The organism is Nocardioides limicola, from assembly GCF_016827675.1.
GTDB classification, from domain to species: Bacteria; Actinomycetota; Actinomycetes; order Propionibacteriales; family Nocardioidaceae; genus Nocardioides; species Nocardioides limicola.
The window spans coordinates 108,460-133,045 of record NZ_JAERJA010000012.1; the positions used below are offsets into that span (position 1 = coordinate 108,460).

Below are 24,586 nucleotides of genomic sequence, written 5' to 3' on the forward strand. Positions count from 1 at the left end.
GGTGCTCGTCACAGGCTAGTCCCACACGCTGGCAAATGCAGGAGTCGGGGTCAGATGTCGGGCATGGTGGTGCGTCACAGTTCCGGGGATTTCTGGAGGTCCGATGAATGGGAGAACGACGCCGCGACGAGTGCGGGGCCGCGCCGGCCTGGCGGCAGCGCTGGTGCTCGTCCTCAGCCTCTCCGCCTGCTCCAGCGACGACGAGCCGGCTCCGGAGCCTGAGCGGCCGGGCGCGGAGGAGACCCCGAGCGAGTCCGTCGAGCTGGTGTCCCGGGTCGGGCAGGTGGCCGGCGACCTGCCGCAGCGTCAGCGCCGTCGTACCGTCACCGAGGTCGCCGACGTGGTGGACGCCTGGTTCGAGGCCGCGTACGTCGGTGGCGACCTGCCGCGCAGCCACTACGACGACGCGTTCCCCGGGTTCACCCGCAAGGCGGCACGACTCGCCGGCCGGTCCATGGACCTGATGACCAACGCCGACATCGGCCCCCAGATCGAACGGATCGAGGTCGAGCGGCGCCGGGTGCTGGTGGACATGCTCAGCGGCAACGGCCGTGCCGCCGCCGCGACGGCGAGGATCCAGTTGGACTTCAGCACCGAGGGCGAGGTGACCGGGGACTTCTCGGTGGCGGGCCGGCTCTTCCTGATCCGGGTCGGTGGGGACTGGCGGATCATCGGTTTCGACGTGACGAAGGAGCGGTCATGACAGGCGGCGTACGGCGTACCACCCGGACTGCGGCCCGGGCGCTGGCCCTGGGACTGGTGCTGACCTTGGCGGCGGTGCTGGTGCCGGACTCGAGCGTGCAGCCGGCCGACTACCAACTGGTGCGCACCGAGAGCGCCCGGGGCATCGACGCCGCCGACACGATCTGGATCCTCGGCATCGGCTCCGACGCCCGGGAGGGCGAGGCGCGCAACCGCGCCCGAGGCGACGCGATCCAACTGGTCGGCATCAACACCCGCACCGGGGCCGCCACCACGATCGGCATTCCGCGGGACTCCTGGGTGCCGATCCCCGGCCGGGGCACCAACCGGGTGAATGCGGCGCTCTACTTCGGTGGGCCGCAGCTGATCGGCCGCACCGTGGGGGACATGATCGGCATCCAGCCCGATTACGTCTTCGTGACCGGATTCGGCGGCTTCCACCGGATGGTGGATGCGATCGGGGGCATCCGAGTGCGGTCGGTGCACGCGTTCGCCGACTCGAACCTGCGGCCGGAGCTCTACCCCAACGGCTTCCCCCGCGGTGAGGTGCGCCTTGACGGGGAGGCGGCCCACATCTTCGTTCGCATCCGCAAGTCGCTGCCCGACGGTGACTTCGACCGGTCACGCAACCAGCAGTTGGCGTTGCAGGGCATCCACCGGCGGATCCACAACCAGGCGCACCGTCCCGGGTTCATCGAGCGCGGCGTGCTGTCGGTGATGCGCAACATGCACACCGACCTGTCTCCGGCCGAGCTCTACCGGCTCGCTCAGGCCGTGGCCCAGGTCGATCCGGGCAAGCTCAGTGCCTGTGTGGTGCCGGGCCGCACTGGGATGGCGGGTGCGGCCAGCGTGGTGTTCGCCGACGTCGCCACCGCCCGCCGCTGGGGCAACGAGGCCCGGGAGAGCGCCGTCATCTCCCGCTGCTGACCCGCACAGCGCCGAAGCCGTACCGCTCGGGGTCTCGATACGCTCGCTGGCGCTCTCCCTCGGTGGTCGAGTGCCGCCCCGCCCTCGGTGGTCGAGTGCCGCCGAGGGACGAGGCGGTGTATCGAGGCCACGGCGACAGGTCACCCGGGGAACTTCTTCCGGGACAGTCGGGGGAGTTCGTCGATCGCGCCCCGGATGAGTGCTTCTCGCTTCGCGCGGCTCCACGTCTGGATCTGCTTCTCCAGGGTGTACGCCGCCCCGATGTGCTCGAACTCGGCGTGCCACACCAGTTCGACGGGGCAACGTCGCTTCGTGTACGCCGAGCCGAGGCCTTGCTGGTGTTGCCAGAGGCGCCGCTGGAGGTCACGTGTGCTGCCGACGTAGTAGGACTCGTCCGCGCATCGCAGGATGTAGGTGAATGCCATAAGGCGATGCTCGGGCAGGCCGGCGACATCGGCGCCGGGATATCCACAGGGGGTCTCGATACGCTCGCTGGCGCTCGCTACTCGACCGCCGGAAGTCGGTGGTCGAGTGCCGGCCTCCCTCGGTGGTCGAGTGCCGCCGAGGGACGAGGCGGTGTATCGAGGCCACGGTGGTGGGGGTCTCGATACGCTCGCGGGGGCTCGCTACTCGACCGCCGTTGGTCGGTGGTGTCTCGATACGTTCGCTGGGGCTCGCTACTCGACCGCCGTAAGTCGGTGGTGCGGCTCGCTACTCGACCGCCGGGGTTGCGCTGGGGCTCGCTACTCGACCGCCGGGGTTGCGCTGGGGCTCGCTACTCGACCGCCGGGGTTGCGCTGGGGCTCGCTACTCGACCGCCGGGGTTGCGCTGGGGCTCGCTACTCGGCTGGTGGGGTTTCGGCGAGTTCGGCAGTGACCTGGAGTTCGGTGAGTTCCTCGTCGACGGTGAAGGTCAGCTCACCCACGATGTTGCCGGAGCGACGCAGGTCCCCGGCCGCCGACTCGGCGCCGGCGACGAGGGTTTGCGGGCCGCGGATCTCCACGGCCGCGAGCGGGCTGCGCATCTTGACCTTGGCCCGTGACTTCGCGCCCCGGATGCCGATCAGGGCGGCGGCGACGGCGTCGACCGGCGCGGCGTCAGCGGCTGCGGCGGCCCCCAGGTCGACCGGCTCGGGCCAGGCCGCGGTGTGCACGGAACCCTCCTGCCACCAGGACCAGACCTCCTCGGTCACGTACGGCAGGAAGGGTGCCAGCAGCCGCAGCTGCGTGTGCAGCGCGATGGCCAGCGTGGCCTTGGCCGAGGCGGTCCCGGATCCGTCGGCGCCGTACGCCCGCTCCTTGACCAGCTCCAGGTAGTCGTCGCAGAAACTCCAGAAGAACTTCTCGGTCGTCTCCAAGGCAGTGGTGTAGTCGTAGCGCTCGAACGCCTCGGTCGCAGTCCGGGTCACCTCGGCGAGCCGGCCCAGTAGGGCGCAGTCGATCGGATCGTGCACCAAGAAGGTGTCGGTCTCCGTGGCGCCGACGTTGCCGAGCACGAACTTCGACGCGTTCAGCACCTTCATCGCCAGCCGTCGGCCGACCTTCATCTGGGTCTCGTCGAAGGGTGAGTCCAGACCGGGCCGAGCCATCGCGGCGCGCCAGCGGACCGCGTCCGCACCGAACTTGTCCAGGATCTCGGTGGGCACCACCACGTTGCCCTTGGACTTCGACATCTTCTTGCGATCCGGGTCCAGGATCCACCCGGAGAGCATCGCGTGCGACCACGGCACCTGCCCGTGTTCGAAGTGCGAGCGGACCACCCGGCTGAACAGCCAGGTGCGGATGATGTCGTGTCCCTGGGTGCACAGGTCCATCGGGAAGACCCGCTCGAACAGGTCGGGGTCGGACTCCCAGCCGCCGGCGATCTGCGGGGTCAGCGACGAGGTGGCCCAGGTGTCCATCACGTCCGGGTCGCCGATGAACCCGTGCGGGACGCCTCGCTGGGACTCGTCGTACCCGGTCGGCGCGTCGGTGGACGGGTCGACCGGCAGCTGTGCCTCGCTGGGCAGCAGCGGGTTCTCGTAGTCGGGCTCGCCCTCGGCGTCCAGCGGGTACCAGACCGGGAACGGGATGCCGAAGAACCGCTGCCGCGAGATCAGCCAGTCGCCGTTGAGGCCCGACACCCAGTTGTCGTAGCGGTGCTGCATGTGTCCGGGGATCCAGGTGATCTGGCTGCCGTCCGCGACCATGTCGTCGCGCAGCGCCGCGTCCCGGCCGCCGTTCTTGATGTACCACTGGCGGGTGGCCACGATCTCCAGCGGCTTGTCGCCCTTCTCGAAGAAGTTCGTCATCCGCTGGGTGGGCTTGGGGTCGCCGATCAGGTCGCCTGACTCGCGCAGCTTCGCGACCATCGTCTCCCTGGCGGAGAAGACGGTCTTGCCGGCCAGCTCCGCATAGGCGGTGGCGGCTCGGTCCCGGACCAGCCACTCGGGGGTCTCCCGGGTGAACCGGCCGTCCCGGCCGATCACGGTGCGCACCGGGAGCTGCAGTTCGCGCCACCACTGTACGTCGGTGAGGTCGCCGAAGGTGCAGCACATCGCGATGCCGGCGCCCTTGTCCATCTCCGCCGCCGGGTGGGCCAGCACCGGGATCTCGACCCCGAACACGGGCGAGGTGACGATGTTGCCGAACAGGTCGGCGTACCGCTCGTCGTCGGGGTGGGCGATCAGCGCAACCACACTGGCGATCAGCTCGGGCCGGGTGGTCTCGATCTCCACGGTGCCGCCGGCGGGCTTGTGGAACGCGATCCGGTGGTAGTGGCCGGCGTAGTCACGGGCCTCCAACTCGGCCTGGGCCACCGCGGTCTGGAAGGTGACGTCCCACAGCGTCGGCGCCTCCTGCAGGTACGCCTCACCGCGCGCGAGGTTGCGCAGGAAGGCGCGCTGGCTGACCTCCTGGGCCTTGCTGCCGATGGTGGTGTAGTGCTGCTGCCAGTCCACCGACAGGCCGAGCGTGCGCCACAGCGACTCGAAGACCTTCTCGTCCTCGACGACCAACTGCTCGCACAACTCGATGAAGTTGGGGCGGCTGACCGGGATCTGCTTCTTCGGGTCCGGCTTGGCCGGTGGGACGAAGTCGGGGTCGTAGGGGAGCGAGGGGTCGCAGCGGACGCCGAAGTAGTTCTGCACCCGGCGTTCGGTGGGCAGCCCGTTGTCGTCCCACCCCATCGGGTAGAAGACGCTCTTCCCGCGCATCCGCTGGAACCGCGCCATCAGGTCGGTGTGGGTGTAGGAGAAGACGTGTCCCACGTGCAGGGAGCCGGAGACGGTCGGCGGGGGAGTGTCGATGGAGTAGACGTTCTCCCGCGGCTGGGTGCGGTCGAAGCGGTAGGTCTGTCGCTCCTCCCAGCGCTGGCTCCACGTCTCCTCGAGGCCCTCCAGGGCAGGCTTCTCCGGTACGACGACGGCACGGGTGCTGGGTGTCGTCGTCTCCGGTGCCTGATTGGTGGGGGTCTCAGTCATGGCGGCATGCTACGGCGGACACGGTGTCGTCCCCGAATCAGTTCATGGCTGGAGGGCTGTGGCGAGGGTCACCACAGCAGCACGGGTTTGACCACGGTCCCGGCCAGCAGGTCCGCCACTGCGGTGTGGATCTGGTCGGCGGGGTAGGTGCGGATCAGTTCGTCGACGGGGAACCTACCGGCCGCGTTGAGTGCCAGCAGCGTGGGCACCATCAGGTGGGGGTCGGAGTCGCCCTCGATGGAACCGCGGACCACCTTGCCGTTCTGCAGCAGGTCGATCGCGTCCAGGGGGTACTCCTCGGCGCCCAGACCGAGGGCCACCAGGGTGCCGCGCGGTGCCAGGGCCCGTTGGGCGTCGCGGACGACGTCCGGCACGGCGGTGGTGTCGATGGCGTACGACGCGCCCCCACCGGTGAGTTCCTTGACCCGCTCCACGACCGTGGCGCCGTCCAACCCGGTCGCATCGACCGTGGCGGCGCCGTACTTCTCTGCGATCGCCAGCCGGCTCGGCTGCAGGTCCACCGCGACGATACGCGCCCCGGTGGTGGCTGCGGCGGCGATCGCGGCCAGACCGACGGCCCCGGCCCCGAAGACGGCGAGGCTGTCGTCGGCGCCCACCTGGAGGGTGTTGAAGACGGTGCCGGCTCCGGTCTGGAAGCCGCAGCCGTAGGGGGCGGCGTGGGTCAGGTCGAGGCTGGGGTCGACGACGATGCAGTTGTCGGCCGAGGTGATCGCGTGGGCCGCCAGGCTGGACTGTCCGAAGAAGGAGCCGAAGACCGGGGCGCCGTCGCGGGTCAACGTGTGGCTGCCGTCCATGCGCATGCCCATGTAGTTGAGCATCAGGTGGGAGTCGCAGTAGCCGACGTGGCCGGCCACGCAGGGGCCGCAGCTGCGGCAGGCACGGAAGCTGAGCAGTACGTGGTCGCCGGGCTTGATGTCGGTGACTCCGTCGCCGACCTGTTCCACGACGCCGGCGCCCTCGTGGCCGAAGACGTTCGGGAACATCTCGGCCGGCAGGAAGGTGCGTAGCGTGATGTCGGTGTGACAGATGCCGGTGGCCACCATCCGCACCAGCACCTCGTCGGCCTGCGGGGCGTCCAGCTCGACCTCGGTCAGGGTGAAGTCCTCGCCCTGGGCGTTCACAACGGCTGCTGTGGTTCTCATGCCCACAATCTACCCAATAACTAGAACATGTTCTACTGCCCCGCCCGCCGAAGTGTCACATCTGGTCGGACGAGGTGTCAGGTCTGGTCGGACGAGGTGTCAGGTCTGGTCGGACGAGGTGGCGCATCTCGGCATTCGAGGCTCGGGAAGTAGACTCGGCCAGCGATGACTGAAACCCCCCTTCCCCGTCCGGCTGAGACGTACGCCGAGGCCGAGGACGCGCTCCTCTCCCGCTGGCCCGAAACCAAACTGGAGCCGTCCCTGGACCGGATCGCGGCCTTCACCGACCTGCTCGGTGACCCCCAGCACAACTACCGGGTGGTGCACCTGACCGGCACCAACGGGAAGACCTCCACCTCCCGGATGGTGGACACGCTGCTGCAGGCCCTGGAGCTGCGGACCGGACGGTTCACCAGCCCGCACGTGGAGCAGATGAACGAGCGGATCAGCATCGACGGGGAGATGCTCTCCGACGAGCGGTTCGTCGAGGCGTTCAACGACGTGGCGCCCTACACCTGGCTCGTCGATGCTGCGTCGGAGCACCCGCTGTCGTTCTTCGAGACCGTGGTGGGGATGGCCTTCGCCGCCTTCGCGGACGCCCCGGTCGACGTAGCCGTGGTCGAGGTGGGCATGGGCGGCGCATGGGACGCCACCAACGTCGTCCAGGCCGAGGTCGCCGTGTTGCTGCCGATCGCCGTCGATCACGCCGACTACCTGGGCGGGACGCCTGCGGAGATCGCCGTCGAGAAGGCCGGCATCATCAAGCCGGGTGCCACCGCGGTGTTGGCCGGTCAGCAGCCCGAGGTGGCCGCGGTGTTGCTGCAGCGCGCCGCCGACGTCGGAGCCCGGGTGCTCCGTGAGGGCATCGACTTCGGGGTGGTCTCCCGCGCCCCAGCGGTGGGCGGCCAACTGGTCTCGATCAAGAGCCTGCTCGGTCAGTACGACGACCTGTTCCTGCCGCTCTACGGCGCCCACCAGGCGCAGAACGCGGCGCTCGCGTTGGTGGCGGTCGAGGCGCTGCTGCCCACCGACCAGCCGCTCGCCGAGGATCTCGTCGGCGAGGCCTTCGCGCAGATGAGGTCCCCGGGTCGGCTGGAGATCATCCGCCGTAGCCCCACCATCGTGCTCGACGCCGCCCACAACCCCCACGGCGCCGAAGCGCTCGGCGCCGCGCTGGCCGATTCGTTCGCGTTCGAACCGCTGATCGGAGTCCTCGGTGTGATGGGGGACAAGGACGCCGACGGACTGCTCGCCGCGCTCGAACCCCACCTGGCGCACGTGGTCTGCACCCGGAACTCCACCCCGCGGTCGATGAGCCCGCAGCGGCTGGCCGAAGCTGCTCGGGAGATCTTCGGGGAGGACCGGGTGACCATCGCCGCCACCCTGCCCGAGGCGCTCGACGACGCCGCCGCGCTGGCCGAACAGGACTCCGGCTCCTCGCTCGGCTCCGGTGCGGTGCTGGTGACCGGATCGGTGATCACCGTCGGAGAGGCGCGATCCCTGCTCAAGCGGAGGCCGTAGATGCGTTCCCCCCGGCGCGGCATGTGTGCCGCGATCCTGACCCTGGAGGCCATCGTCCTGGGCCTCACCACCCCGGTGATGATCGGTGTCGCCGATGTCCCGGTGAGCACCGCCCTGTGGATCGGCCTGGGCCTGATGACCGCCTGCCTCGTGATCGCGGGCCTGCTCCGGCACGAGTGGGCCTACTACGCCGGCTGGGTCATCCAGGCCGCCGCGATCGGGCTCGGCTTCGTGGTGCCGACGATGTTCGTGCTGGGCCTGATCTTCGGTGTGCTGTGGGGGTCGGCGTACTTCCTCGGCAAGAGCATCGAACGTGACCGCGCCGCCGCCCAGGCCGCCTTCGATGCCGAACAGGCCGAACAGGCCGAGCAGGCCGAGCAGGCCGAACAGGCCGAACAGGCCGAGTAGCCGCCTCGGACCGAGAGTGCCGGGTTGCTCACCGCGCCTGCACGGCGCGGCTGATCACCGCGAGGGCACGGTCGAGTTCCTCGTCGGTGCAGCCGCCGAACCCCAGCACCAGGCCGTGCCGTTCGGTCGTGCGGCAGTAGTCGGACAGCAACGGGATCTCGAAGCCGGCGGCAGCAGCCGCCGCGGTCACGGTGCGGGCCAGCGGTTCGGCGAGGTCGACGCACGCGTACATCCCGGCGATCGGAGCATCCGGTGCGTGATCGCCGAGCGCGGCCACGACCCGAGCCGCTCGGTCGGCGTAGACCTCACGGGCCGAGCGCACCACCTTGTCGACGTACCCGTCCCGGAGCAGGGACAGGAACGCCTGCTGGACGGGCCAGGCGGCGGTGTCGTGGGTGAGGGCACGGGTCTCGTTGATCTGATCGTTGAGCCCGGTGGGTGCGACCAGCCAGCCCAGCCGCAGGCTCGGCGCGACGGTCTTGCTGGCGGTCCCGAGGTAGCCCACCTGGTCGCGATCCAACGCCGCCAGCGCCGGGACCGGGGCGACGTCGTAGCGGAACTCCGAGTCGTAGTCGTCCTCGATGACGACGGCATGCTGACGCCGCGCCTCGGTGAGCAGCGCCAGCCTGAGCGGAGCCGGCATGGTCACCCCCAGGGGGTGCTGGTGCGCCGGCGTGGCGTAGTGCGCAACCACGCCGCTGAGGTCGGGCACCTCCAGCGCGGCGGTGTCGCGAACGGTTCGGCCGCTGGCGAGGACCGTCGCCACCGCCGCTCGGTAGCCGGGGTCCTCGACGCTCACCGGCCCGGCGGGGAGTACGCCGAGCAGGTGCCGGAGACCGTCGGTGGTGCCGGCGCAGACCAACACCTCGTCGGGTGCGACGTCCAGGCCGCGAGTGCGTGCGAGGCGCTCGGCCAGTGCCTCCCGTAGTTCGGGGATCCCGCGTGGATCCAGGTAGCCGGTCGGGGGCCGGGCATGGGCGACCTCCCGCCACGCTCGGCGCCAGGCGGCTCGGTGCCGGGGATCGATCCATGGGGTGCCGCTGTCCAGGCGGAGCAGGGAGGTGGTCGCGGATGCCGGCCGAGTGCTGCCCGGCGAGCGATCAGCCAGGGGAGTCACGGCTGAGACGAAGGTGCCCGAACCCTGCCTGCCCTCCAGCCACCCTTCGGCGACCAACTGGCCGAAGGCCTGCTCGATGATGCTGCGGGCTACCCCGAGGTCTCGGGCGAGGCGGCGGCTGCTGGGCAGCCGCGCCCCGGGCGGGAGGGATCCTCGGGCGATCTTGGCGCGCAGTTGGTGCGCAACCTGAGCGGCCAGTGGTACCGGCTGATCTCGGTCGAGGGTGAACGCCAACGGGGTCGTCATCAAAGTGGCCTATCAAAGTGGTGCCTGATTGGCCCATGATGCCAGGCCAATCTGGCTTCATGCTCAGAGCATGCCCACCGCACTGAGCCGAACTGCACTGAGCCGAACCCCACTGAGCCCCACCGAACGGACCGTCGCCACCCGGGGACGCCACCGGATGCTGTCGGAGCGAGACCGCCTGCATGCGTTCCTGGCGGAATCCGTCGTGGCCCACCTGGGCGTCGTCGTCGGCGACCGGCCCGTCGTACTGCCGATGGCCTTCGCCGCCGACCTTGCCGGACCCGACCCCGGCGGCTCTCTGTACCTGCACGGCTCGGTCGCCGCCGGCTGGCTCGACCGGGCGCTGGGCGCTCCTGTCTGCGTCACCGTCACCGAGCTCGATGGGCTGGTGCTGGCCAGGTCCGGGTTCCACCACTCGATGAACTACCGGTCTGCGGTGGTGATCGGGACGGTGAGGCGGGTCGAGGACTCCAGCGAGCGCCGTCGCGCCCTGGACCTGATCATCGACCAGATGATGCCCGGCCGTGCCGCCACGCTGCGGCCACCGACGAAGAAGGAGTTGGCCGCGACCGCGGTGCTTGCGGTGCCACTGCGCGAGGCGTCGCTCAAGGTCCGCGAGGGAGGGCCGGTCGATGACGAGCAGGACCTGGACGCGCCCGTGTGGGCCGGGCACATCCCGATCCGTCGAGTCGCCGGACCGCCGATCACCGCGCCCGACTCACGGATCCGGTCGGCGCCGCACACGTCATCCCTGGCCGCCCGTGGGGGACGGCCCGGGGGCGAGCGGCCCGAGGATGGATAGGGTGTGTGCCCATGACGCAGCGCACCTTGGTCCTGATCAAGCCGGACGCCGTACGACGCGGGCTGGTCGGCGAGATCCTGTCCCGGTACGAGGCGAAGGGGCTGACCCTCGCCGCGCTCCAGCAGCGCACCATCGACGCGTCGCTGGCCGACGAGCACTACGCCGAGCACGTCGAGCGCGACTTCTACCCGCCGCTGCGGGCCTTCGTGACCAGCGGTCCGATGGTGGCCCTGGTGCTGGAGGGGGACGAGGCGATCGAGGTGGTCCGGGCTCTCAACGGCGCCACCGACGGCCGCAAGGCGGCCCCGGGCACCATCCGCGGCGACCTCTCGCTGTCCAACCGGGAGAACCTGGTGCACGGCTCCGATTCACCCGAGTCCGCGGAGCGCGAGATCAAGATCTGGTTCCCCGAACTCGGCTGATCTGCCGGGTACGTCGACCGGGAGGGGTTTCAACCGTCCCGACGGTGGGTAGGACCCCACCATGAACCAATCCGCACCCTCCGATCCGTTCTGGGACGCAGTCCGTCGCCGCCACCAGGATGTGACCCTGGTCGTGTTGCCGCCGACGGACCCAGCGCCGGTGCCGGCGACCCGGGAGCCGAATGCGGGTGCTGAGGACGTCCAGGCAGCCGCCGAGCGGGTCGTCGCAGTCGCGGAGTCGCTGTGGCAGGTGGCCGTGGCCGTCGACACGCCGCCTCCGCGGACAGACGTGGTCCCGGCCGGCACCCCTGGCGGGGTCGTGGTCACCTGGAGTCAGCAGTGGGTGGGTGTCCCCGACGCAGCGCCGGTCTCGGCTGTGGCCGGAGAGCTCAACCAGACGGTTGTCGAGCGCGGCCCGTTGAGCTCGGTCCAGGGCCACGCCGGCGAGCATCAGGTGGTCGCGCTCTGGTCACAGCAGCACGCCACGTTCACGCTGCGGGTCACGTCGGCCGCCTTCGAGGTGGGGCGTCGAGCGCGGACCGAAATGCTGCGTCGAGGGGCGGTGGAGCGATGAGCCACATCGAGTTCCCTTCCCGGGAAGTGGCCGCCGCGATCGTGGCTTGGGACGATCAACGGCATCGGCTGCGGGGCTGTCGAAGGCGGCTCGAGGAGGCCGACTCGACCGGCTTCACCGAGTCGGTGGTCGGCGCGGCTGCCAGGTTCCTCAGTGCCTGGCAGGGGCACACCGGCGCGATGGCGGACCGTTGTGGAGGGACCGGAGTCGATCTGGCCGACCAACTCAACGACTTCTACGCCGCCGACGAGTTCAGCGCGACGCTGTTCGAGGACGCCCACGGCCTCATGCGGGGTGTGTCATGAGCGTCCTGGTGCTGCCCGGCCGTCCGGCGGCGCCACCGCCGCTGACCTGCGACCCGGAGGCGGTGGATCGGTTCGGACGCGATCTCGAACTCTCCTCGGGAGACTTGGACGACCTCGGCACCGATGCCGCCACGGCGCTGTTGCGGGTCCCTGACTGGGACTCCGAGGCGGGCGGGGAGTTCCACAGATCGGTGGGTGAGATCGGCGACGAGGCGGATGCCATGTCGCTGGCGTTGCGTCACGTGGGGCGGCGGGTCCGCGAGCACTCGGACACGTTGCGCACGCTGGTCAGGGAGCGCGACGGGCTCGTGGACGCCGTGGTTGAGATCGATCATGCGCTCACCGAACTCGCCGCGCGGGTGGTGCCGATCGAGCAGTTGCCCGCTGTGCAGGCGGAGGCCGACGATCTCGGTCGCCGCATTCAGCGCCTCAAGACCGAGATCGATGCCTGGGCCGAGCGGGCACGCGCCGAGGATGCCGAGATGGCCGCAGCCTTCCGGGCGCTGACCACCCTCGGGCAGGTCCGAGGTAGGTACGGCGGCCAGCCCGACCCCGCCGACGCGGCTCGTGCCCGGATGCCGCACGGGGACCCCGCGGCGATCCGGGAGTGGTGGGACAGTCTCACCGAGGAGGAGCGCCATGCGCTGATCCACGCCGACCCGGATCTGATCGGCAACACCGACGGGATCCCCGCCCAGGTCCGTGACCAGGCCAACAGGATCGCGCTGGACCGGGACCTGAGCTACTGGGGGACACTCGCCGAGCAGGGCTTGCTGACCCGCCAGGAACAGAAGTGGTTCGACAACGCCCAGGCCGCCTTGGATGCCTTGGCGATCGCCGACGCTCATGAGGGGCCCTTCGGTGAGCGTCCGGGCGGGTATCTGCTGGCCTACGACCCGGCGGCCTTCGGCGGAGATGGCGCGGTGGCGGTGGCTCTCGGCGACGTGGACACCGCCGACAATGTCAGCGTCTCCGTGCCGGGGCTGACCAGCAACATGCAGTCGATCGCCGGCAACGTCCAGGGTGATCTGGCCAACCTGTACGGCGCAGCGGCCTTCGCCGACCCCGACGCCACCACCGCCAGTGTGATGTGGATCGGCTACGACGCACCCGATGGGATGGAGATTCCCAGGGTCGCGTTCGAAGGGATGGCGCGAGCCGGGGGAGAGCACCTGGCCGACTTCCTGGACGGGCTTCGCGCGAGCAGGGCCGATGAGGTCGACCGCGCGAACCTGACCGTGATCGGCCACTCCTACGGCTCCACCACCACCGGGTATGCGCTGAGTCAGTACGACGTCGACGTCGATCGGGCGGTCTTCATCGGCAGCCCCGGCCTCGGTGGCGGGGTGAACCACGTGTCCGACCTGAGCGTGCCCGCGGGCGAGGTGTTCGTCGGGACCAACAGCCTGGACCCGGTCGGCGGCCTCGGCGACAAAGGCTGGGTCAACAAGGGCACGCTCTTCGGGCTGGGACTGGGCCGTGATCCGTCCGAGGACCGATTCGAGGCGACCCGGTTCCAAGCCGAGGACCCGGGCAAACACTCGTTGGTCCCCGGGCCGATCGCCATGCACACCTCCTACTACGACCCCAACACCGAGTCGTTGGCGAACATGGCCAGTTTGGTCACCGGCCAGGGTGTGCTCACCGAGGCTGCGCACAAGTACGATCCGCTGTTCGGCGGGCCCAAGGACCCCGAGCGTGGGCGCGAGGCCACTGAACTGCACACCCACCGAGACGGACCCGAGGATCAACGAGCCTTCGGGGTCCGCCGGTGAACCCGAGGGAGGCCACGATGAGGCAGCATGGACGCATGCTGATCAAAGGGGTGGCTGCGCTGGCACTGGTGGCGGTGCTCTCGGGATGCTCGACCTTCGGTGGTGGCAAGGAGGCTGCCGCGATCGCTGAACTGCAGGAGCGGCGGGACACCGTGCGAACGATGGCGTCGCGGGCGGTGGCGGCGCTGGAGGCCGAGTTCGGAGAGTTCGAGGGCCGGGTGAGTGGGGTCTACACGTTCTCCAACAACGACCTCCACGGTCGCCCCCGGGCGGCGAACTACTCGTTGCGCGGCAGGATCGAGGTGGATCCGAGCGACGAGAACCTGGAGCGTGCGATGCGGGCCCTCGCGGCAGCCGGGTTCGAGCAGGTGAGTCGGTTCGAGGCCTCCGAGGAGACCGCAGGTGACGGCGTCACCGGCAGGGAAGGTGACGCGGGGGTCACGCTGCTGCGGCACCAGGGGGCCCTGGTGGTCAGCGGTGGGGCCGGGAGCGGACGCTTCGTGATCGGACGCGAGGCGGCCCGCGAGTTGTCCCTGGGCGGCCCCGACGTCATCTGGGAGGCGCCGCCGCGCGATTGACGCGCGGAGGGGCGTGTCCTCCCCGATCTGGGTGTCTCGCGCTCCTAGGCTTTTCGGCGAAGGGTCGGCGGCTGCGTCGTACCCACACCTTCCCCACCACGTCCGCAGCGAGGGCATCACGATGGCCAACAGCATTATCGGCCGTGACATGGCCGTTGACCTCGGCACCGCCAACACCCTGGTCTACGTCCGGGGCAAGGGGGTGGTCCTCGACGAGCCCTCGGTCGTCGCCGTCAACGAGAACACCGGCGAGATCCTCGCCGTCGGCCATGAGGCGAAACGGATGATCGGCCGCACGCCGGACAACATCACCGCCATCAGACCGCTGTCCGACGGCGTGATCGCCGACTTCGAAGCCACCGAGCAGATGCTGCGCTACTTCATCCAGCAGGTGCACCGCCGCCGCTACCTGGCCAAGCCGCGGATGGTCATCTGCGTCCCGAGCGGCATCACCGCCATCGAGCAGCGGGCCGTCAAGGAGGCCGGGTACGCCGCCGGTGCCCGCCGCGTCTACATCGTCGAGGAGCCGATGGCGGCCGCGATCGGCGCCGGCCTGCCGGTGCACCAGGCCACCGGCAACATGATCGTCGACATCGGCGGCGGCACCACCGAGGTGGCGGTGATCTCCCTGGGCGGCATCGTCACCTCGTTGAGCATCCGCACCGCCGGGGACGATCTCGACGCCGCGATCACCTCCTGGTTGAAGAAGGAGTACTCGCTGATGGTGGGGGCCCGGACCGCCGAGGAGGTCAAGATCAGTCTGGGCTCGGCGTTCCCGATGAGTCATGAGCCCGAGGCCGAGGTCCGCGGCCGGGACATGGTCTCGGGACTTCCCCGCACCGTGAACGTCTCCAGCGCCGAGATCCGTCAGGCCCTGGAGGAGCCCCTGCACGCCATCGTCGACGCCGTCCGGGTGACCCTCGACCAGACCCCGCCCGAGTTGGCCGGCGACATCATGGACCGCGGCATCGTCCTCACCGGCGGCGGCGCGGCGCTGCGCGGACTCGACGAGAGGTTGCGGCACGAGACCGGGATGCCGGTCCACCTGGCTCCCGACCCACTCACCTCGGTGGTGATGGGGGCCGGACGCTGTGTCGAGGAGTTCGACGCTCTGCAGGCCGTGCTGGTCTCCGAGCCGAGGCGGTTCTAGATGCGCGAGCGGCGCTGGGGCGGCCGGAGTCACGACGACCGACGACCCACCTCGGCCCTGATCGCGCTGCTGCTGGTGGCGATCACCGTGATCACCGTCGATGCGCAGGCCGGCGATCGGTCTCCGGTCGACCCGGCACGCCGGGCTGTCGGCGAGGTTCTCGGTCCCGCCCAGCAGGGCGCTGCCACGGTGGTGCGGCCGTTCACGTCCGTGCCGGCCTGGTTCCGACGAAAGTCCGCGTTGCAGGAGCAGGTCGCCACCCTCGAGGCGGAGAACGCCCGGTTGCGTCAGCAGGCGCTCACCACCGACCTGGATCGCAACCGCCTCGCCGAGTACGACGGTCTCACTCGCGCCGCTGCCGAGACCGGGTACGCGATGGTCCCTGCCCGGGTGATCGCCTTCGGCCCGATGCAGTCGTTCACCCGCACCGTCACCATCGATGCCGGCAGCGACGCAGGCGTCCTCCCGGACATGACCGTGGTGAACAACGACGGCCTGGTCGGCCGAGTGCTGCGCAGCACCCGCAGCACCGCCACTGTGTTGCTGATCCTGGACGCACACTCGGTGGTCGGCGCCCGGATCGGATCCAGCATGGAGATCGGCTTCCTGACCGGGCGAGGCGTGGTCAGCAAGGAGGGCCGTCTCGACCTCGAACTCGTCGACGAGACCACGGTGCCCGCCTTCGGTGAGGTGGTGCTGACCTGGGGCAGCCGCGGCGGCGCGCCGTACGTGCCCGGCATCCCGATCGGCAAGGTGGAGGCCATCGTCTCCAACCCGCGGGAGACGACTCAGCGGGCGATCATCACCCCGTTCGTGGACTTCGCGGCCCTGGATCTGGTCGGCGTGGTCGTCCCGTCCGGGAGTGCCAGCGACAGGACCCTGATCGAAGCGGACGGGAGCATCGGATGAAGACGCTCCGGGCCGTGGTCGCGGTGGCCATGCTGGTGCTCGCGCTGACCCTGCAGGTCTCGGTGATGCCGCACCTGTCCATCGCGGGCGTGGTGCCCAATCTGTGCCTGCTGGTGGTGGTCGGTGCGGCGCTGACCCGCGGGCCCGGGTTCGGGATGATGCTGGGGCTCGTGGCCGGGCTGATGATCGATCTGGCGCCCCCGGCCGACCATGTGGCGGGTCGCTGGGCGCTGGCCCTGGTGGTGGTCGGCTACCTCGCCGGCCGGATGCGCCCGGAGACCAGGCTGGGCGCCTGGGCCGTGGTGGTGGCGGTGGCTGGGTGCTCGTTCGTGGGCACGTCGGTGTTCGCGCTGTCCGGAGTGGTGCTGCGGGATCCGGCGATCGGTGTGGTCGACATGCTCACCGTGATCGCGGTGTCGGTCGGGTACGACGTGCTGCTCACCCCACTGGTGCTGCCGGTGGTGCTGGCCGTGCTGACCCGACTGGAGCCCGAACGCGAGCGGGTGGCGGCATGATCCGGCGGCGCAGCCGGCTGCGGCTGGTCGTCGTCCAGGCGCTCGTCCTCGCCCTCTTCGGCACCTTGCTGGTGCGGTTGTGGGACGTGCAGGTCAACACCGGCGAGCAGTACGCCGCCCTGGCCGCGTCCCAGTCGGTGCGGGAGATCGTCGTACAGCCGGAGCGCGGCCTGATCGTGGATGCGATGGGTCGGCCGCTGGTGGCCAATCGCACCGCCTGGGTGGTGTCGATCGACCGGAACGTGCTGCGCCGGATGCACGAGGTCGACCGCGTCGAACTCATCCGCCGGGCCGCGCGCACCGTCGGACTCCGCCCTGCCCGGGTGCAGGCGAAGCTTCTCGACTGTGGGCATCCGGACGCGGTGCGCGGCCAGTGCTGGAACGGGTCGCCTCACCAGCCGGTGCCGATCGCCACCGACGTGGACCGGGCGGTGGCGCTGCAGATCCTCGAGGAGAGCGAGGACTTCCCGGCAGTGATCGCGGAGCGGACCAGCGTCCGCGACTACCCGTCGCCGTACGACATCAACGCGGCCCACCTGCTGGGCTATCTGAGCCCGATCACCGAGTCCGAGCTCGACCAGGCACGCGAGGACGTGGACCGGTCGGTCAACGGGGCCTCGGTGGTCGGCCGAGCCGGCATCGAGCGGGCCTACGACGCGCACCTGCGCGGGATGCCCGGCTACCAGCGGGTCGCGGTGGACGCGATGGGGCGGGTGTTGGGTGACGACAGCCTGATCGAGGCGGAGCCGGGGATGACCCTGGTGACGTCCCTGGACGCCAAGGTGCAGTCGGTGGTGGAGCGGGAGTTGCGCGAGACCATCGAGGCCGCCCGCCAGACTCGGGACCGGGTCTCCGGACGCAACTTCGTCGCCGACGCCGGCGCGGTGGTGGTGATGGAGGTGAAGACCGGGCGGATCGTGGCGATGGCCAGCGAGCCGACGTACGACCCCGGTGTCTGGGTGGGCGGGATCAGCGCGGCCGAGCTCGACCGGCTCTACTCCGCCGACGCGGGCACTCCGCTGCTGTCGCGGGCGACCCAGGGGCAGATGGCGCCCGGTTCGACCTGGAAGCCGTTCATGACCGCGGGCGCCCTCACCAACGGCTATCCGCAGGACGCCCGGCTGGCCTGCTCGTCGTCGTTCCGGGTGGGCAACCGAAGTTTCCGCAACTACGAGTCAGGGGCGTACGGGACGATCGGCTTCGCGCGCGCCCTGGAGGTCTCCTGCAACACCTTCTTCTATCGGCTCGGCTACGACTACTGGCGTCGGCTCGGCTCCGATGTCGCCGATCAGGGTGCTCGGGACCCGCTGGTCGAGGTGGCTCAGGACTTCGGCTTCGGCAGCCTGACCGGGATCGACATCCACGGGGAGGCCTCCGGGCGCATCGCGGACCGGACCTGGAAGCGGGCCTACTACGAGCAGATGAAGGACCACTACTGCGAGGTCGCCGGGAAGGGGCGGGCTCAGGCGGGCAGTGACTTCCAGTACCGGTTCGCCGTCGAGTTCTGTGCCGAGGGGTACGCCTACCGTGCCGGTGACGCGGTGAACTTCTCGATCGGCCAGGGCGACACGATGGTGACGCCGCTGCAGTTGGCGGTCGGGTACGCCGCGATCGCCAACGGGGGCACCCTGTGGGAGCCGCGGGTCGGCAAGGCCGTGGTCGATCACGACGGCAACGTGGTGAAGCGGATCAAGCCGCAGGCCAAGGGCACCGTCGGCATTCCGAAGCGGCATCTGCGCTTCATCGACGAGTCCCTCAAGGGGGTCAGCACTCGCGGCACCATGTCGTGGCGGCTGGGCGGCTTCCCGCTCGACCAGGTGCCGCTGCGGGCCAAGACCGGGTCGGCCGAGGTGAACGGCAAGCAGTCGACGTCGTGGCTGGCGACCTACACCGACGACTACGTGGTGGTGATGACGGTCTCCCAGGGCGGCACCGGCTCCGGCACGTCCGGTCCGGCGGTACGTCGGATCTGGGAGGCGCTCTACGGCGTGGAGGGGGACCAGGCTGACCGCAGCCGGGCCGCCATCCCAGGCGTCGTGGCACCGGCGCGGTTGCCGACCTTCGGGGAGGACGGCTCCATCATGCCGCCGACCAGGAGGGGCCGATGAGCGCGACTCTGGCCCGGCCGTCGGGGTCGGGGGTGGCGAAGCGGCTCGGGCGTGTGGACTGGCTGCTGCTCGGCGCGGTACTGGCGTTGCTGGTGCTGGGCACGCTCCTGGTGTGGTCGGCGACCTCGGCCCGGTTGATCCGGCTCGGCGGCGACCCGACGTTCTTCCTGTCCAAGCAGTTGGTCAATGTGACCATCGGGCTGGTGTTGATGGTGGTGGTGACCGCCGTGGACCACCGGTGGTTGCGGTTGCTGACCCCGCTGGTCTATGTCGCCTCGCTGGTGGGGCTGGGCCTGGTGTTGGCGATGGGGAGCACCATCAACGGCTCCCGGTCCTGGATCGTGGTGGGCGGGATGTCGATCCAGCCGGCCGAGTTCGCCAAGGTCGCGGTGATCGTGACGATGGCACTGTGGGTGGCCGAACGGGCCGAGGGGGCTTGGCGACAGCAGCTCGGCTGGTCGGACCTGATCGGCCTGCTGTCGATCGCGGCGGTGCCCTGTGCGCTGATTCTGCTGCAACCCGACCTGGGCACGATGTTGGTGCTGCTGCTCAGCACCTTCGGGGTGATCGCCATCGCCGGGGCGTCACGGGGCTGGCTGCTGGCGTTGCCGGTGGCGGGCCTGGCCGCGGTCTTCGTGGCCGTCCAGCAGGGGATGCTGAAGGCCTACCAGCTGGACCGGTTCCTGGCCTTCATCGACCCCACCCTGGATCCGCGTGGGGCCGGCTACAACGTCGCCCAGGCCCGGATCGCGATCGGCAACGGCCAGTTGACCGGTCAGGGTCTCTTCGCCGGCTCCCAGACCAGGTCGGGGTTCGTGCCCGAGCAGCACACCGACTTCATCTTCACCGTCGCGGGCGAGGAGCTCGGCTTCATCGGCGGAGCCCTGCTGATTCTGCTGCTTGCAGTGGTGGTGTGGCGGGCACTCTCGATCGCCGTCCACGCCCAGGACCTGTTCGGTCGGGTGGCCGCTGCCGGGATCGCCTGCTGGTTCGGGATCCAGGGCTTCTGGAACATCGGCATGTGCCTCAACATCATGCCGGTGACCGGCGTACCGCTGCCGTTCGTCTCCTACGGGGGCTCGTCGCTCTTCGCGGTGATGATCGCGGTGGGGCTGTTGCAGAACATCCACCTGCGCGCCGTACCCGGTTGGGCCACCAGCGTTCGCCGCTGAAGCGGTCAACGGTTCGCGGCGGAGATGTTGCTCGGGCCGAGGTCCGCGATCCGGCTGTGGTCCGGGCCGTACGGTTTGCTGGCCAGGCACACGATCCGGTCGGTCGTGGACGGCGAGGGGAGCGAGGGGCGGTAGTACACCAGTGGGTCGTCCCACTCGGAATGATCCCGACCGAAGTACCCGGCGAACTCGGCCCGACAGGTGTCGTAGGCGCGGGTGTCCAAGGCCTCCTGGGTGTCGATCAGGGCCGTGTTGAGCCAGAAGGCGTGGAACATCTCGGCGAGATGCGGCTCACTGCACGGCACCCGGATCACCATCTCGGCGAACTTGCTCCCGGGAGGAGCCACGTACGGCCCGAGGGCGCAGTCCCCGACGCGTAGCCGTAGGTACGAGGTCAGTTCAGCCCCCTCGAACTCATCCCATTCGCTGAGGCCCGGCCAGTGCGGGATGTCCTGGCCCTGGTCACTGTGCGGCGCGGGTTCCTCCATGAACGGGTCGAACGGGTCGAACGGGTCGAACGGGTCGTGATCGTGCATCAGGAACGCAGGCTTGGTCAGGTAGACCACCAGCAACAGTGCCCAGACCACGAGCCAGCCGAGATTGACCAGCAGGGCGGCGACAGCGAGGCCGCGTCCGGGGAGCCTGCGCCGGAGCACGATGCCACTCAGAACGGCCGAGATGACCAGCATCGGCGGGCTGCAGCCGACGAAGGACAGGGCCAGGGCAGTGATCGACGAGCCGGATGCGGGCGGGGCGATCTCACCACGAGTGGGCGTGGCGGCTTCCGAGTGCGGCACGCCGGTCATGCTGTCATGGCCCGTGCGTCAGCCGCACCGGTGGTCGACGCCGATCCACGATCGCGCGAACCGCGGCCCGACGCCGTACCCTAGGGAGTTGTCCTGCCCCGACCCGTGAGGTGAGTTGAGTGACGTCGGTCTTCCCCCGACTCGAGCCGAAGTTGCCCGGCGTGTCCAAGCCGATCCAGTACGTCGGCGGCGAACTCAATGCCACCGTCAAGGACTGGGACTGCGCCCCCGAGGGTCCCACCGTCCGCTGGGCGTTGATGTACCCCGACGCCTACGAGGTGGGGCTGCCGAACCAGGGTGTGCAGATCCTCTACGAAGTGCTCAACGAGCGCGACTGGATCGTGGCCGAACGCACCTACGCCGTGTGGCCGGACATGGAGGCGGTGATGCGGACTGGTGACGAGCACGGCCCGATCCCACAGTTCACCGTCGACAGTCACCGCCCCGTCGGTGACTTCGACCTGTTCGGGGTCTCCTTCTCCACCGAACTGGGCTACACCAACATGCTGAACGCGCTCGATCTGGCCGGGATCGCGATCCACTCCGCCGACCGCGGTCAGGACGCCCCGATCGTGCTCGCCGGCGGTCACGCCGCCTTCAACCCCGAGCCGATCGCCGATTTCATCGACGCCGCGGTGCTGGGCGACGGCGAGGAAGTGGTGCTGGCCATCTCCGAGGTGGTCCGCGAGTGGAAGGCCGAGGGCCGGCCAGCGGGGGAGATGCCGACTCCCCGCGACGAACTGCTGCGGCGGCTCGCGGTGAGCGGCGGCGTCTACGTGCCGCGCTTCTACGACGTGACCTACCGTCCCGACGGTGCCATCGCTGCGTACACCCCGACCGTTCCCGGAGTGCCCGCCCGGGTCCGCAAGCACACGCTGATGGACCTCGACGCGTGGCCGTACCCGGCCAAGCCGTTGGTGCCGCTGGCCGAGACGGTGCACGAGCGGTTCAGCGTGGAGATCTTCCGCGGCTGCACGCGGGGCTGCCGGTTCTGCCAGGCCGGGATGATCACCCGGCCGGTCCGGGAGCGTTCGCTGACCACGATCGGCGACATGGTCGAGAACGGGATCCGCAAGTCCGGCTTCTCCGAGGTCGGCCTGCTCTCACTCTCCTCGGCCGACCACACCGAGATCGGCGACCTGGCCACCGGGCTCGCCGACCGGTACGACGGCAAGTCGGTGTCGCTGTCGCTGCCCTCGACCCGGGTGGACGCCTTCAACATCACCTTGGCCAACGAGTTCTCCCGCAACGGACGGCGCTCCGGCCTCACGTTCGCCCCCGAGGGCGGCAGCGAGCGGATGCGCAAGGTGATCAACAAGATGGTCACCGAGGACGACCTGATCCGCACCGTGGCCGCCGCCTACTCGCACGGCTGGCGGCAGGTGAAGCTCTACTTCATGTGCGGTCTGCCCACCGAGACCGACGAGGACGTGCTCGCCATCGCCGACCTCGCCAAGCGGGTCATCGAGACCGGGCGTGAGGTGTCGGGTCGCAATGACGTCCGGTGCACGGTGTCGATCGGCGGGTTCGTGCCCAAGCCGCACACGCCGTTCCAGTGGGCGGCCCAACTCGACCACGAGACGACCGACATCCGGCTCGCGAAGCTGCGTGAGGAGGTCCGGGCGGACAAGCGGTTCGGTCGGGCGATCGGCTTCCGGTACCACGACGGCAAGCCCGGCATCATCGAAGGTCTGCTGTCGCGCGGAGACCGCCGCGTCGGCCGGATCATCGAGGCGGTCTGGCGCGACGGCGGCCGGTTCGACGGCTGGAGCGAGCACTTCTCCTACGACCGATGGATCGCTTGCGCGGAGACTGCGCTGGCCGACGCCGGCGTGGACCTGGACTGGTACACCACCCGGGAGCGTGAGTACGACGAGGTGCTGCCCTGGGACCACCTCGACTCCGGCCTCGACAAGGACTGGCTGTGGGCCGACTGGGAGGACGCACTGGCGGTCGCCGACGGCGAGGACATCGAGGTCGAGGACTGCCGCTGGACCCCTTGCTATGACTGCGGGGTGTGCCCGGAGATGGGCACGGAGATCCAGATCGGTCCGACCGGCCAGAAGTTGCTCCCCCTGTCCGTCGTCTGACCTCTGACCTCGGTGGTCGAGTGCCGCCCGGTTTCGGTGGTCGAGTGCCGCCCGGTTTCGGTGGTCGAGTGCTGCGCCTGTTCGGTGGTCGAGTGCCGCCGAGGAACGAGGCGGTGTATCGAGACCACGCCCGACCGCCGACCCACGCCCCCGTTCGGTGGTCGAGTGCCGCCCCCGTTCGGTGGTCGAGTGCCGCCCCCGTTCGGTGGTCGAGTGCCGCCCGCGTTCGGTGGTCGAGTGCCGCCGAGGAACGAGGCGGTGTATCGAGACCACGCCCCCCAGTCGCCCGGAAATGTCGGAGGCTGCTGGTTGGCTTGTTCTCATGAAGGCGGAGCAGCTCGAAGATCTCGACACCTCGGGTGAGGTGCTCGACTTCGTGCGCGCTCGCCGGGTGGTGGAGCAGCGGGCCGAGGTCGACCAGATGGTGGCGGCGGTGAAGTACTGCGGGATCAACACCCCGACCGATGACACCGAGGCCGCCGGGCATTGGTTCGGGGACCGGTCCTGCGCGTTGGCGGGTGCGGGTGCCCCTCAGGTGTCAGAATCCGCGGTCATCGAGTACGCCGCCGCCCTGGGCCGTAGCACGGAGTCGGCGAAGAAGTATCTGGGTGAGTGTTTGGAACTGGCGCATCGGCTCCGGAAGACCTGGACCCGGGTCCGTGCCGGTGAGGTCCCCGGCTGGGCAGCACGCCGGATCGCGTCCCAGACCATGAAGCTCCCCCAGGCCGGGGCGGCGTGGGTCGACGGTCAGGTCGCCCCCGCCGCGGGACGGATCGGGCCCACCGCGTTGGACCGGATCCTGAACGAGGCGATCACCCGGTTCGACCCCGAGGAGGCCGAACAACGCCGCCTCGACGGCCTCGAGGGTCGCCGGGTCGACATCGACCTCGATGACCTGATCGATGGGCAGGTCTGCCACGCCCGCGTGCACGGGGTCATCGACGCCGCTGATGCGATCGATCTCCAGGAAGCGTTGACCACCCTGGCCGCGCAGTACCGCGAACTGGGATCTCTGGAATCGTTGAACGTACGCCGCGCCAAAGCCCTCGGCGAGTTGGCCCGCACCCAACTCACCCTCACCCTCGACAACCGCGGGGACAGTGACGGGGGTGGCCTCGATACACCGCCGGGTGATGGAGCGGAGGGTCGGTGGTCGAGTGTCGGCGAGGGACGAGCCGATGTATCGAGGCCACCCACCCGGCGGGTGGTGTTGCATGTGCATCTGTCCGAGGATGCGGTCCAGGGGTACGGGGACGGGATCGCCCGGGTCGAGACGATCCTGGGGCAGCGGGATCGGTTGGTGACGTTCGAGCAGCTCACCGAATGGTGCGCCGGAGCCCAGGTCACCGTGCAACCGGTCCTGGATCTTCACGAGACGTTGATGTCGACGGGGTATCAGCCCGCAGGCAGGTTGCGGGAGCAGGTGGTCGGGAACAACCCGACGTGTGTGTTCCCCTTCTGCCACCGGCCGGCCAGGACCAGCGATCTGGACCATGTCGAACCCTGGCGCGACGACGGTGGCGGTGGCCGGACCGACTCCACGAACCTCGCGCCGTTGTGTCGTAGCCACCACAGGGCGAAGACCCATCTGGGGTGGACCTACACGATGCTGATCCCTGGTGAGTACCTGTGGACCAGCCCCCAAGGCCGCGCGTATCACCGTGGACCCGACGGCAGCAGTCCCGTCGACCCACCACGAGATACACCCAGCCCCTGACCCCGCAACCCCACCGGCTGCGGGGCCACCGGCACGCCCCGTGCCACCCGGGGGTGGCCTCGATACACCGCCTCGTTCCTCGGCGGCACTCGACCACCGAACAAGGGCGGTGGTTCGG

22 protein-coding genes are annotated in these 24,586 nt (G+C 69.8%); 17 read left to right on the top strand and 5 right to left on the bottom strand.

Features of this window, described 5'->3' with window-relative positions:
• Window positions 1-103 precede the first annotated feature (103 nt).
• Window positions 104-703 carry a hypothetical protein gene (locus JKG67_RS16385; protein ID WP_203338415.1) on the top strand — a complete coding sequence of 200 codons (600 nt, stop codon included), beginning with the start codon at window positions 104-106 and terminating at the stop codon, window positions 701-703.
• Entirely contained in the window at window positions 700-1,629 is a 930-nt protein-coding gene (locus JKG67_RS16390; RefSeq protein WP_203338416.1) for an LCP family protein, read from the top strand. Before JKG67_RS16385 ends, JKG67_RS16390 begins: the two co-directional genes overlap by 4 nt.
• A gap of 140 nt (window positions 1,630-1,769) precedes the next feature.
• On the opposite strand, the gene JKG67_RS16395 is transcribed toward JKG67_RS16390, so the two are convergent.
• From JKG67_RS16395 to JKG67_RS16405, 3 genes are all read right to left on the bottom strand, one after another.
• A complete protein-coding gene (locus JKG67_RS16395; RefSeq protein WP_203338417.1) occupies window positions 1,770-2,054 on the bottom strand; it encodes a GIY-YIG nuclease family protein in 285 nt (94 codons plus the stop codon).
• A gap of 414 nt (window positions 2,055-2,468) precedes the next feature.
• The gene (valS, locus tag JKG67_RS16400; RefSeq protein ID WP_203338418.1) at window positions 2,469-5,090 is read right to left on the bottom strand and encodes a valine--tRNA ligase; all 2,622 of its coding nucleotides are present in this window, start codon (window positions 5,088-5,090) and stop codon (window positions 2,469-2,471) included.
• Between the two features lie 68 nt (window positions 5,091-5,158).
• Window positions 5,159-6,253 (bottom strand): NAD(P)-dependent alcohol dehydrogenase, encoded by a 1,095-nt coding sequence (locus JKG67_RS16405; RefSeq protein WP_238998578.1) that lies wholly within the window; start codon window positions 6,251-6,253, stop codon window positions 5,159-5,161.
• Window positions 6,254-6,418: 165 nt separating this feature from the next.
• Here JKG67_RS16405 and JKG67_RS16410 point away from each other — a divergent pair, with 165 nt between their 5' ends.
• Window positions 6,419-7,774 carry a bifunctional folylpolyglutamate synthase/dihydrofolate synthase gene (locus JKG67_RS16410; RefSeq protein WP_203338419.1) on the top strand — a complete coding sequence of 452 codons (1,356 nt, stop codon included), beginning with the start codon at window positions 6,419-6,421 and terminating at the stop codon, window positions 7,772-7,774.
• Window positions 7,775-8,182: a DUF4233 domain-containing protein gene (locus tag JKG67_RS16415; RefSeq protein ID WP_238998579.1), complete on the top strand. Its 408-nt coding sequence runs from the start codon at window positions 7,775-7,777 to the stop codon at window positions 8,180-8,182.
• A 28-nt stretch (window positions 8,183-8,210) separates the two neighbouring features.
• Here JKG67_RS16415 and pdxR read toward each other — a convergent pair whose 3' ends face one another.
• Complete coding sequence (gene pdxR / locus JKG67_RS16420) at window positions 8,211-9,545, bottom strand: MocR-like pyridoxine biosynthesis transcription factor PdxR (protein WP_203338420.1); 1,335 nt, start codon at window positions 9,543-9,545, stop codon at window positions 8,211-8,213.
• A 70-nt stretch (window positions 9,546-9,615) separates the two neighbouring features.
• Here pdxR and JKG67_RS16425 point away from each other — a divergent pair, with 70 nt between their 5' ends.
• The 11 genes from JKG67_RS16425 (at window position 9,616) to rodA (ending at window position 19,855) form a co-directional block, all read left to right on the top strand.
• Window positions 9,616-10,347, top strand: a complete 732-nt coding sequence (locus tag JKG67_RS16425) for a pyridoxamine 5'-phosphate oxidase family protein (protein WP_203338421.1) — start codon at window positions 9,616-9,618, stop codon at window positions 10,345-10,347.
• An 11-nt stretch (window positions 10,348-10,358) separates the two neighbouring features.
• Window positions 10,359-10,769 carry a nucleoside-diphosphate kinase gene (ndk, locus tag JKG67_RS16430; RefSeq protein ID WP_203338422.1) on the top strand — a complete coding sequence of 137 codons (411 nt, stop codon included), beginning with the start codon at window positions 10,359-10,361 and terminating at the stop codon, window positions 10,767-10,769.
• Window positions 10,770-10,830: 61 nt separating this feature from the next.
• Window positions 10,831-11,343, top strand: a complete 513-nt coding sequence (locus JKG67_RS16435; RefSeq protein ID WP_203338423.1) for a hypothetical protein — start codon at window positions 10,831-10,833, stop codon at window positions 11,341-11,343.
• Complete coding sequence (locus tag JKG67_RS16440) at window positions 11,340-11,648, top strand: hypothetical protein (protein ID WP_203338424.1); 309 nt, start codon at window positions 11,340-11,342, stop codon at window positions 11,646-11,648. Before JKG67_RS16435 ends, JKG67_RS16440 begins: the two co-directional genes overlap by 4 nt.
• On the top strand, window positions 11,645-13,423 hold the full coding sequence (locus JKG67_RS16445; RefSeq protein ID WP_203338425.1) for an alpha/beta hydrolase: 1,779 nt from the start codon (window positions 11,645-11,647) through the stop codon (window positions 13,421-13,423). Before JKG67_RS16440 ends, JKG67_RS16445 begins: the two co-directional genes overlap by 4 nt.
• A gap of 35 nt (window positions 13,424-13,458) precedes the next feature.
• On the top strand, window positions 13,459-14,001 hold the full coding sequence (locus JKG67_RS16450) for a hypothetical protein (RefSeq protein ID WP_203338426.1): 543 nt from the start codon (window positions 13,459-13,461) through the stop codon (window positions 13,999-14,001).
• 121 nt (window positions 14,002-14,122) lie between these two features.
• Window positions 14,123-15,151 carry a rod shape-determining protein gene (locus tag JKG67_RS16455; RefSeq protein ID WP_203338427.1) on the top strand — a complete coding sequence of 343 codons (1,029 nt, stop codon included), beginning with the start codon at window positions 14,123-14,125 and terminating at the stop codon, window positions 15,149-15,151.
• Complete coding sequence (gene mreC, locus JKG67_RS16460) at window positions 15,152-16,060, top strand: rod shape-determining protein MreC (protein WP_203338428.1); 909 nt, start codon at window positions 15,152-15,154, stop codon at window positions 16,058-16,060.
• Window positions 16,057-16,575 carry a rod shape-determining protein MreD gene (gene mreD / locus JKG67_RS16465; RefSeq protein WP_203338429.1) on the top strand — a complete coding sequence of 173 codons (519 nt, stop codon included), beginning with the start codon at window positions 16,057-16,059 and terminating at the stop codon, window positions 16,573-16,575. Before mreC ends, mreD begins: the two co-directional genes overlap by 4 nt.
• Entirely contained in the window at window positions 16,572-18,683 is a 2,112-nt protein-coding gene (gene mrdA / locus JKG67_RS16470; RefSeq protein WP_203338430.1) for a penicillin-binding protein 2, read from the top strand. Before mreD ends, mrdA begins: the two co-directional genes overlap by 4 nt.
• Complete coding sequence (rodA, locus tag JKG67_RS16475) at window positions 18,680-19,855, top strand: rod shape-determining protein RodA (RefSeq protein WP_203338431.1); 1,176 nt, start codon at window positions 18,680-18,682, stop codon at window positions 19,853-19,855. Before mrdA ends, rodA begins: the two co-directional genes overlap by 4 nt.
• Window positions 19,856-19,860: 5 nt before the next feature.
• Here the strand turns inward: rodA and JKG67_RS16480 are convergent, their stop codons facing one another.
• Window positions 19,861-20,652 carry a hypothetical protein gene (locus JKG67_RS16480; RefSeq protein WP_203338432.1) on the bottom strand — a complete coding sequence of 264 codons (792 nt, stop codon included), beginning with the start codon at window positions 20,650-20,652 and terminating at the stop codon, window positions 19,861-19,863.
• A gap of 128 nt (window positions 20,653-20,780) precedes the next feature.
• Between JKG67_RS16480 and JKG67_RS16485 the strand changes: the two genes are divergently transcribed.
• A complete protein-coding gene (locus tag JKG67_RS16485; RefSeq protein WP_203338433.1) occupies window positions 20,781-22,751 on the top strand; it encodes a TIGR03960 family B12-binding radical SAM protein in 1,971 nt (656 codons plus the stop codon).
• A gap of 322 nt (window positions 22,752-23,073) precedes the next feature.
• Window positions 23,074-24,468, top strand: a complete 1,395-nt coding sequence (locus JKG67_RS16490) for an HNH endonuclease signature motif containing protein (protein WP_203338434.1) — start codon at window positions 23,074-23,076, stop codon at window positions 24,466-24,468.
• Window positions 24,469-24,586: the final 118 nt, after the last annotated feature.

What these genes read in the sequence shown, in the direction of transcription:
- JKG67_RS16385 (WP_203338415.1), top strand. Translation starts at nt 104, where the DNA reads ATGAATGGGAGAACGACGCCGCGACGAGTGCGGGGCCGCGCCGGCCTG.
- JKG67_RS16390 (WP_203338416.1), top strand. Translation starts at nt 700, where the DNA reads ATGACAGGCGGCGTACGGCGTACCACCCGGACTGCGGCCCGGGCGCTG.
- JKG67_RS16395 (WP_203338417.1), bottom strand. Translation starts at nt 2,054, where the DNA reads ATGGCATTCACCTACATCCTGCGATGCGCGGACGAGTCCTACTACGTC.
- valS (WP_203338418.1), bottom strand. Translation starts at nt 5,090, where the DNA reads ATGACTGAGACCCCCACCAATCAGGCACCGGAGACGACGACACCCAGC.
- JKG67_RS16405 (WP_238998578.1), bottom strand. Translation starts at nt 6,253, where the DNA reads ATGAGAACCACAGCAGCCGTTGTGAACGCCCAGGGCGAGGACTTCACC.
- JKG67_RS16410 (WP_203338419.1), top strand. Translation starts at nt 6,419, where the DNA reads ATGACTGAAACCCCCCTTCCCCGTCCGGCTGAGACGTACGCCGAGGCC.
- JKG67_RS16415 (WP_238998579.1), top strand. Translation starts at nt 7,775, where the DNA reads ATGCGTTCCCCCCGGCGCGGCATGTGTGCCGCGATCCTGACCCTGGAG.
- pdxR (WP_203338420.1), bottom strand. Translation starts at nt 9,545, where the DNA reads ATGACGACCCCGTTGGCGTTCACCCTCGACCGAGATCAGCCGGTACCA.
- JKG67_RS16425 (WP_203338421.1), top strand. Translation starts at nt 9,616, where the DNA reads ATGCCCACCGCACTGAGCCGAACTGCACTGAGCCGAACCCCACTGAGC.
- ndk (WP_203338422.1), top strand. Translation starts at nt 10,359, where the DNA reads ATGACGCAGCGCACCTTGGTCCTGATCAAGCCGGACGCCGTACGACGC.
- JKG67_RS16435 (WP_203338423.1), top strand. Translation starts at nt 10,831, where the DNA reads ATGAACCAATCCGCACCCTCCGATCCGTTCTGGGACGCAGTCCGTCGC.
- JKG67_RS16440 (WP_203338424.1), top strand. Translation starts at nt 11,340, where the DNA reads ATGAGCCACATCGAGTTCCCTTCCCGGGAAGTGGCCGCCGCGATCGTG.
- JKG67_RS16445 (WP_203338425.1), top strand. Translation starts at nt 11,645, where the DNA reads ATGAGCGTCCTGGTGCTGCCCGGCCGTCCGGCGGCGCCACCGCCGCTG.
- JKG67_RS16450 (WP_203338426.1), top strand. Translation starts at nt 13,459, where the DNA reads ATGCTGATCAAAGGGGTGGCTGCGCTGGCACTGGTGGCGGTGCTCTCG.
- JKG67_RS16455 (WP_203338427.1), top strand. Translation starts at nt 14,123, where the DNA reads ATGGCCAACAGCATTATCGGCCGTGACATGGCCGTTGACCTCGGCACC.
- mreC (WP_203338428.1), top strand. Translation starts at nt 15,152, where the DNA reads ATGCGCGAGCGGCGCTGGGGCGGCCGGAGTCACGACGACCGACGACCC.
- mreD (WP_203338429.1), top strand. Translation starts at nt 16,057, where the DNA reads ATGAAGACGCTCCGGGCCGTGGTCGCGGTGGCCATGCTGGTGCTCGCG.
- mrdA (WP_203338430.1), top strand. Translation starts at nt 16,572, where the DNA reads ATGATCCGGCGGCGCAGCCGGCTGCGGCTGGTCGTCGTCCAGGCGCTC.
- rodA (WP_203338431.1), top strand. Translation starts at nt 18,680, where the DNA reads ATGAGCGCGACTCTGGCCCGGCCGTCGGGGTCGGGGGTGGCGAAGCGG.
- JKG67_RS16490 (WP_203338434.1), top strand. Translation starts at nt 23,074, where the DNA reads ATGAAGGCGGAGCAGCTCGAAGATCTCGACACCTCGGGTGAGGTGCTC.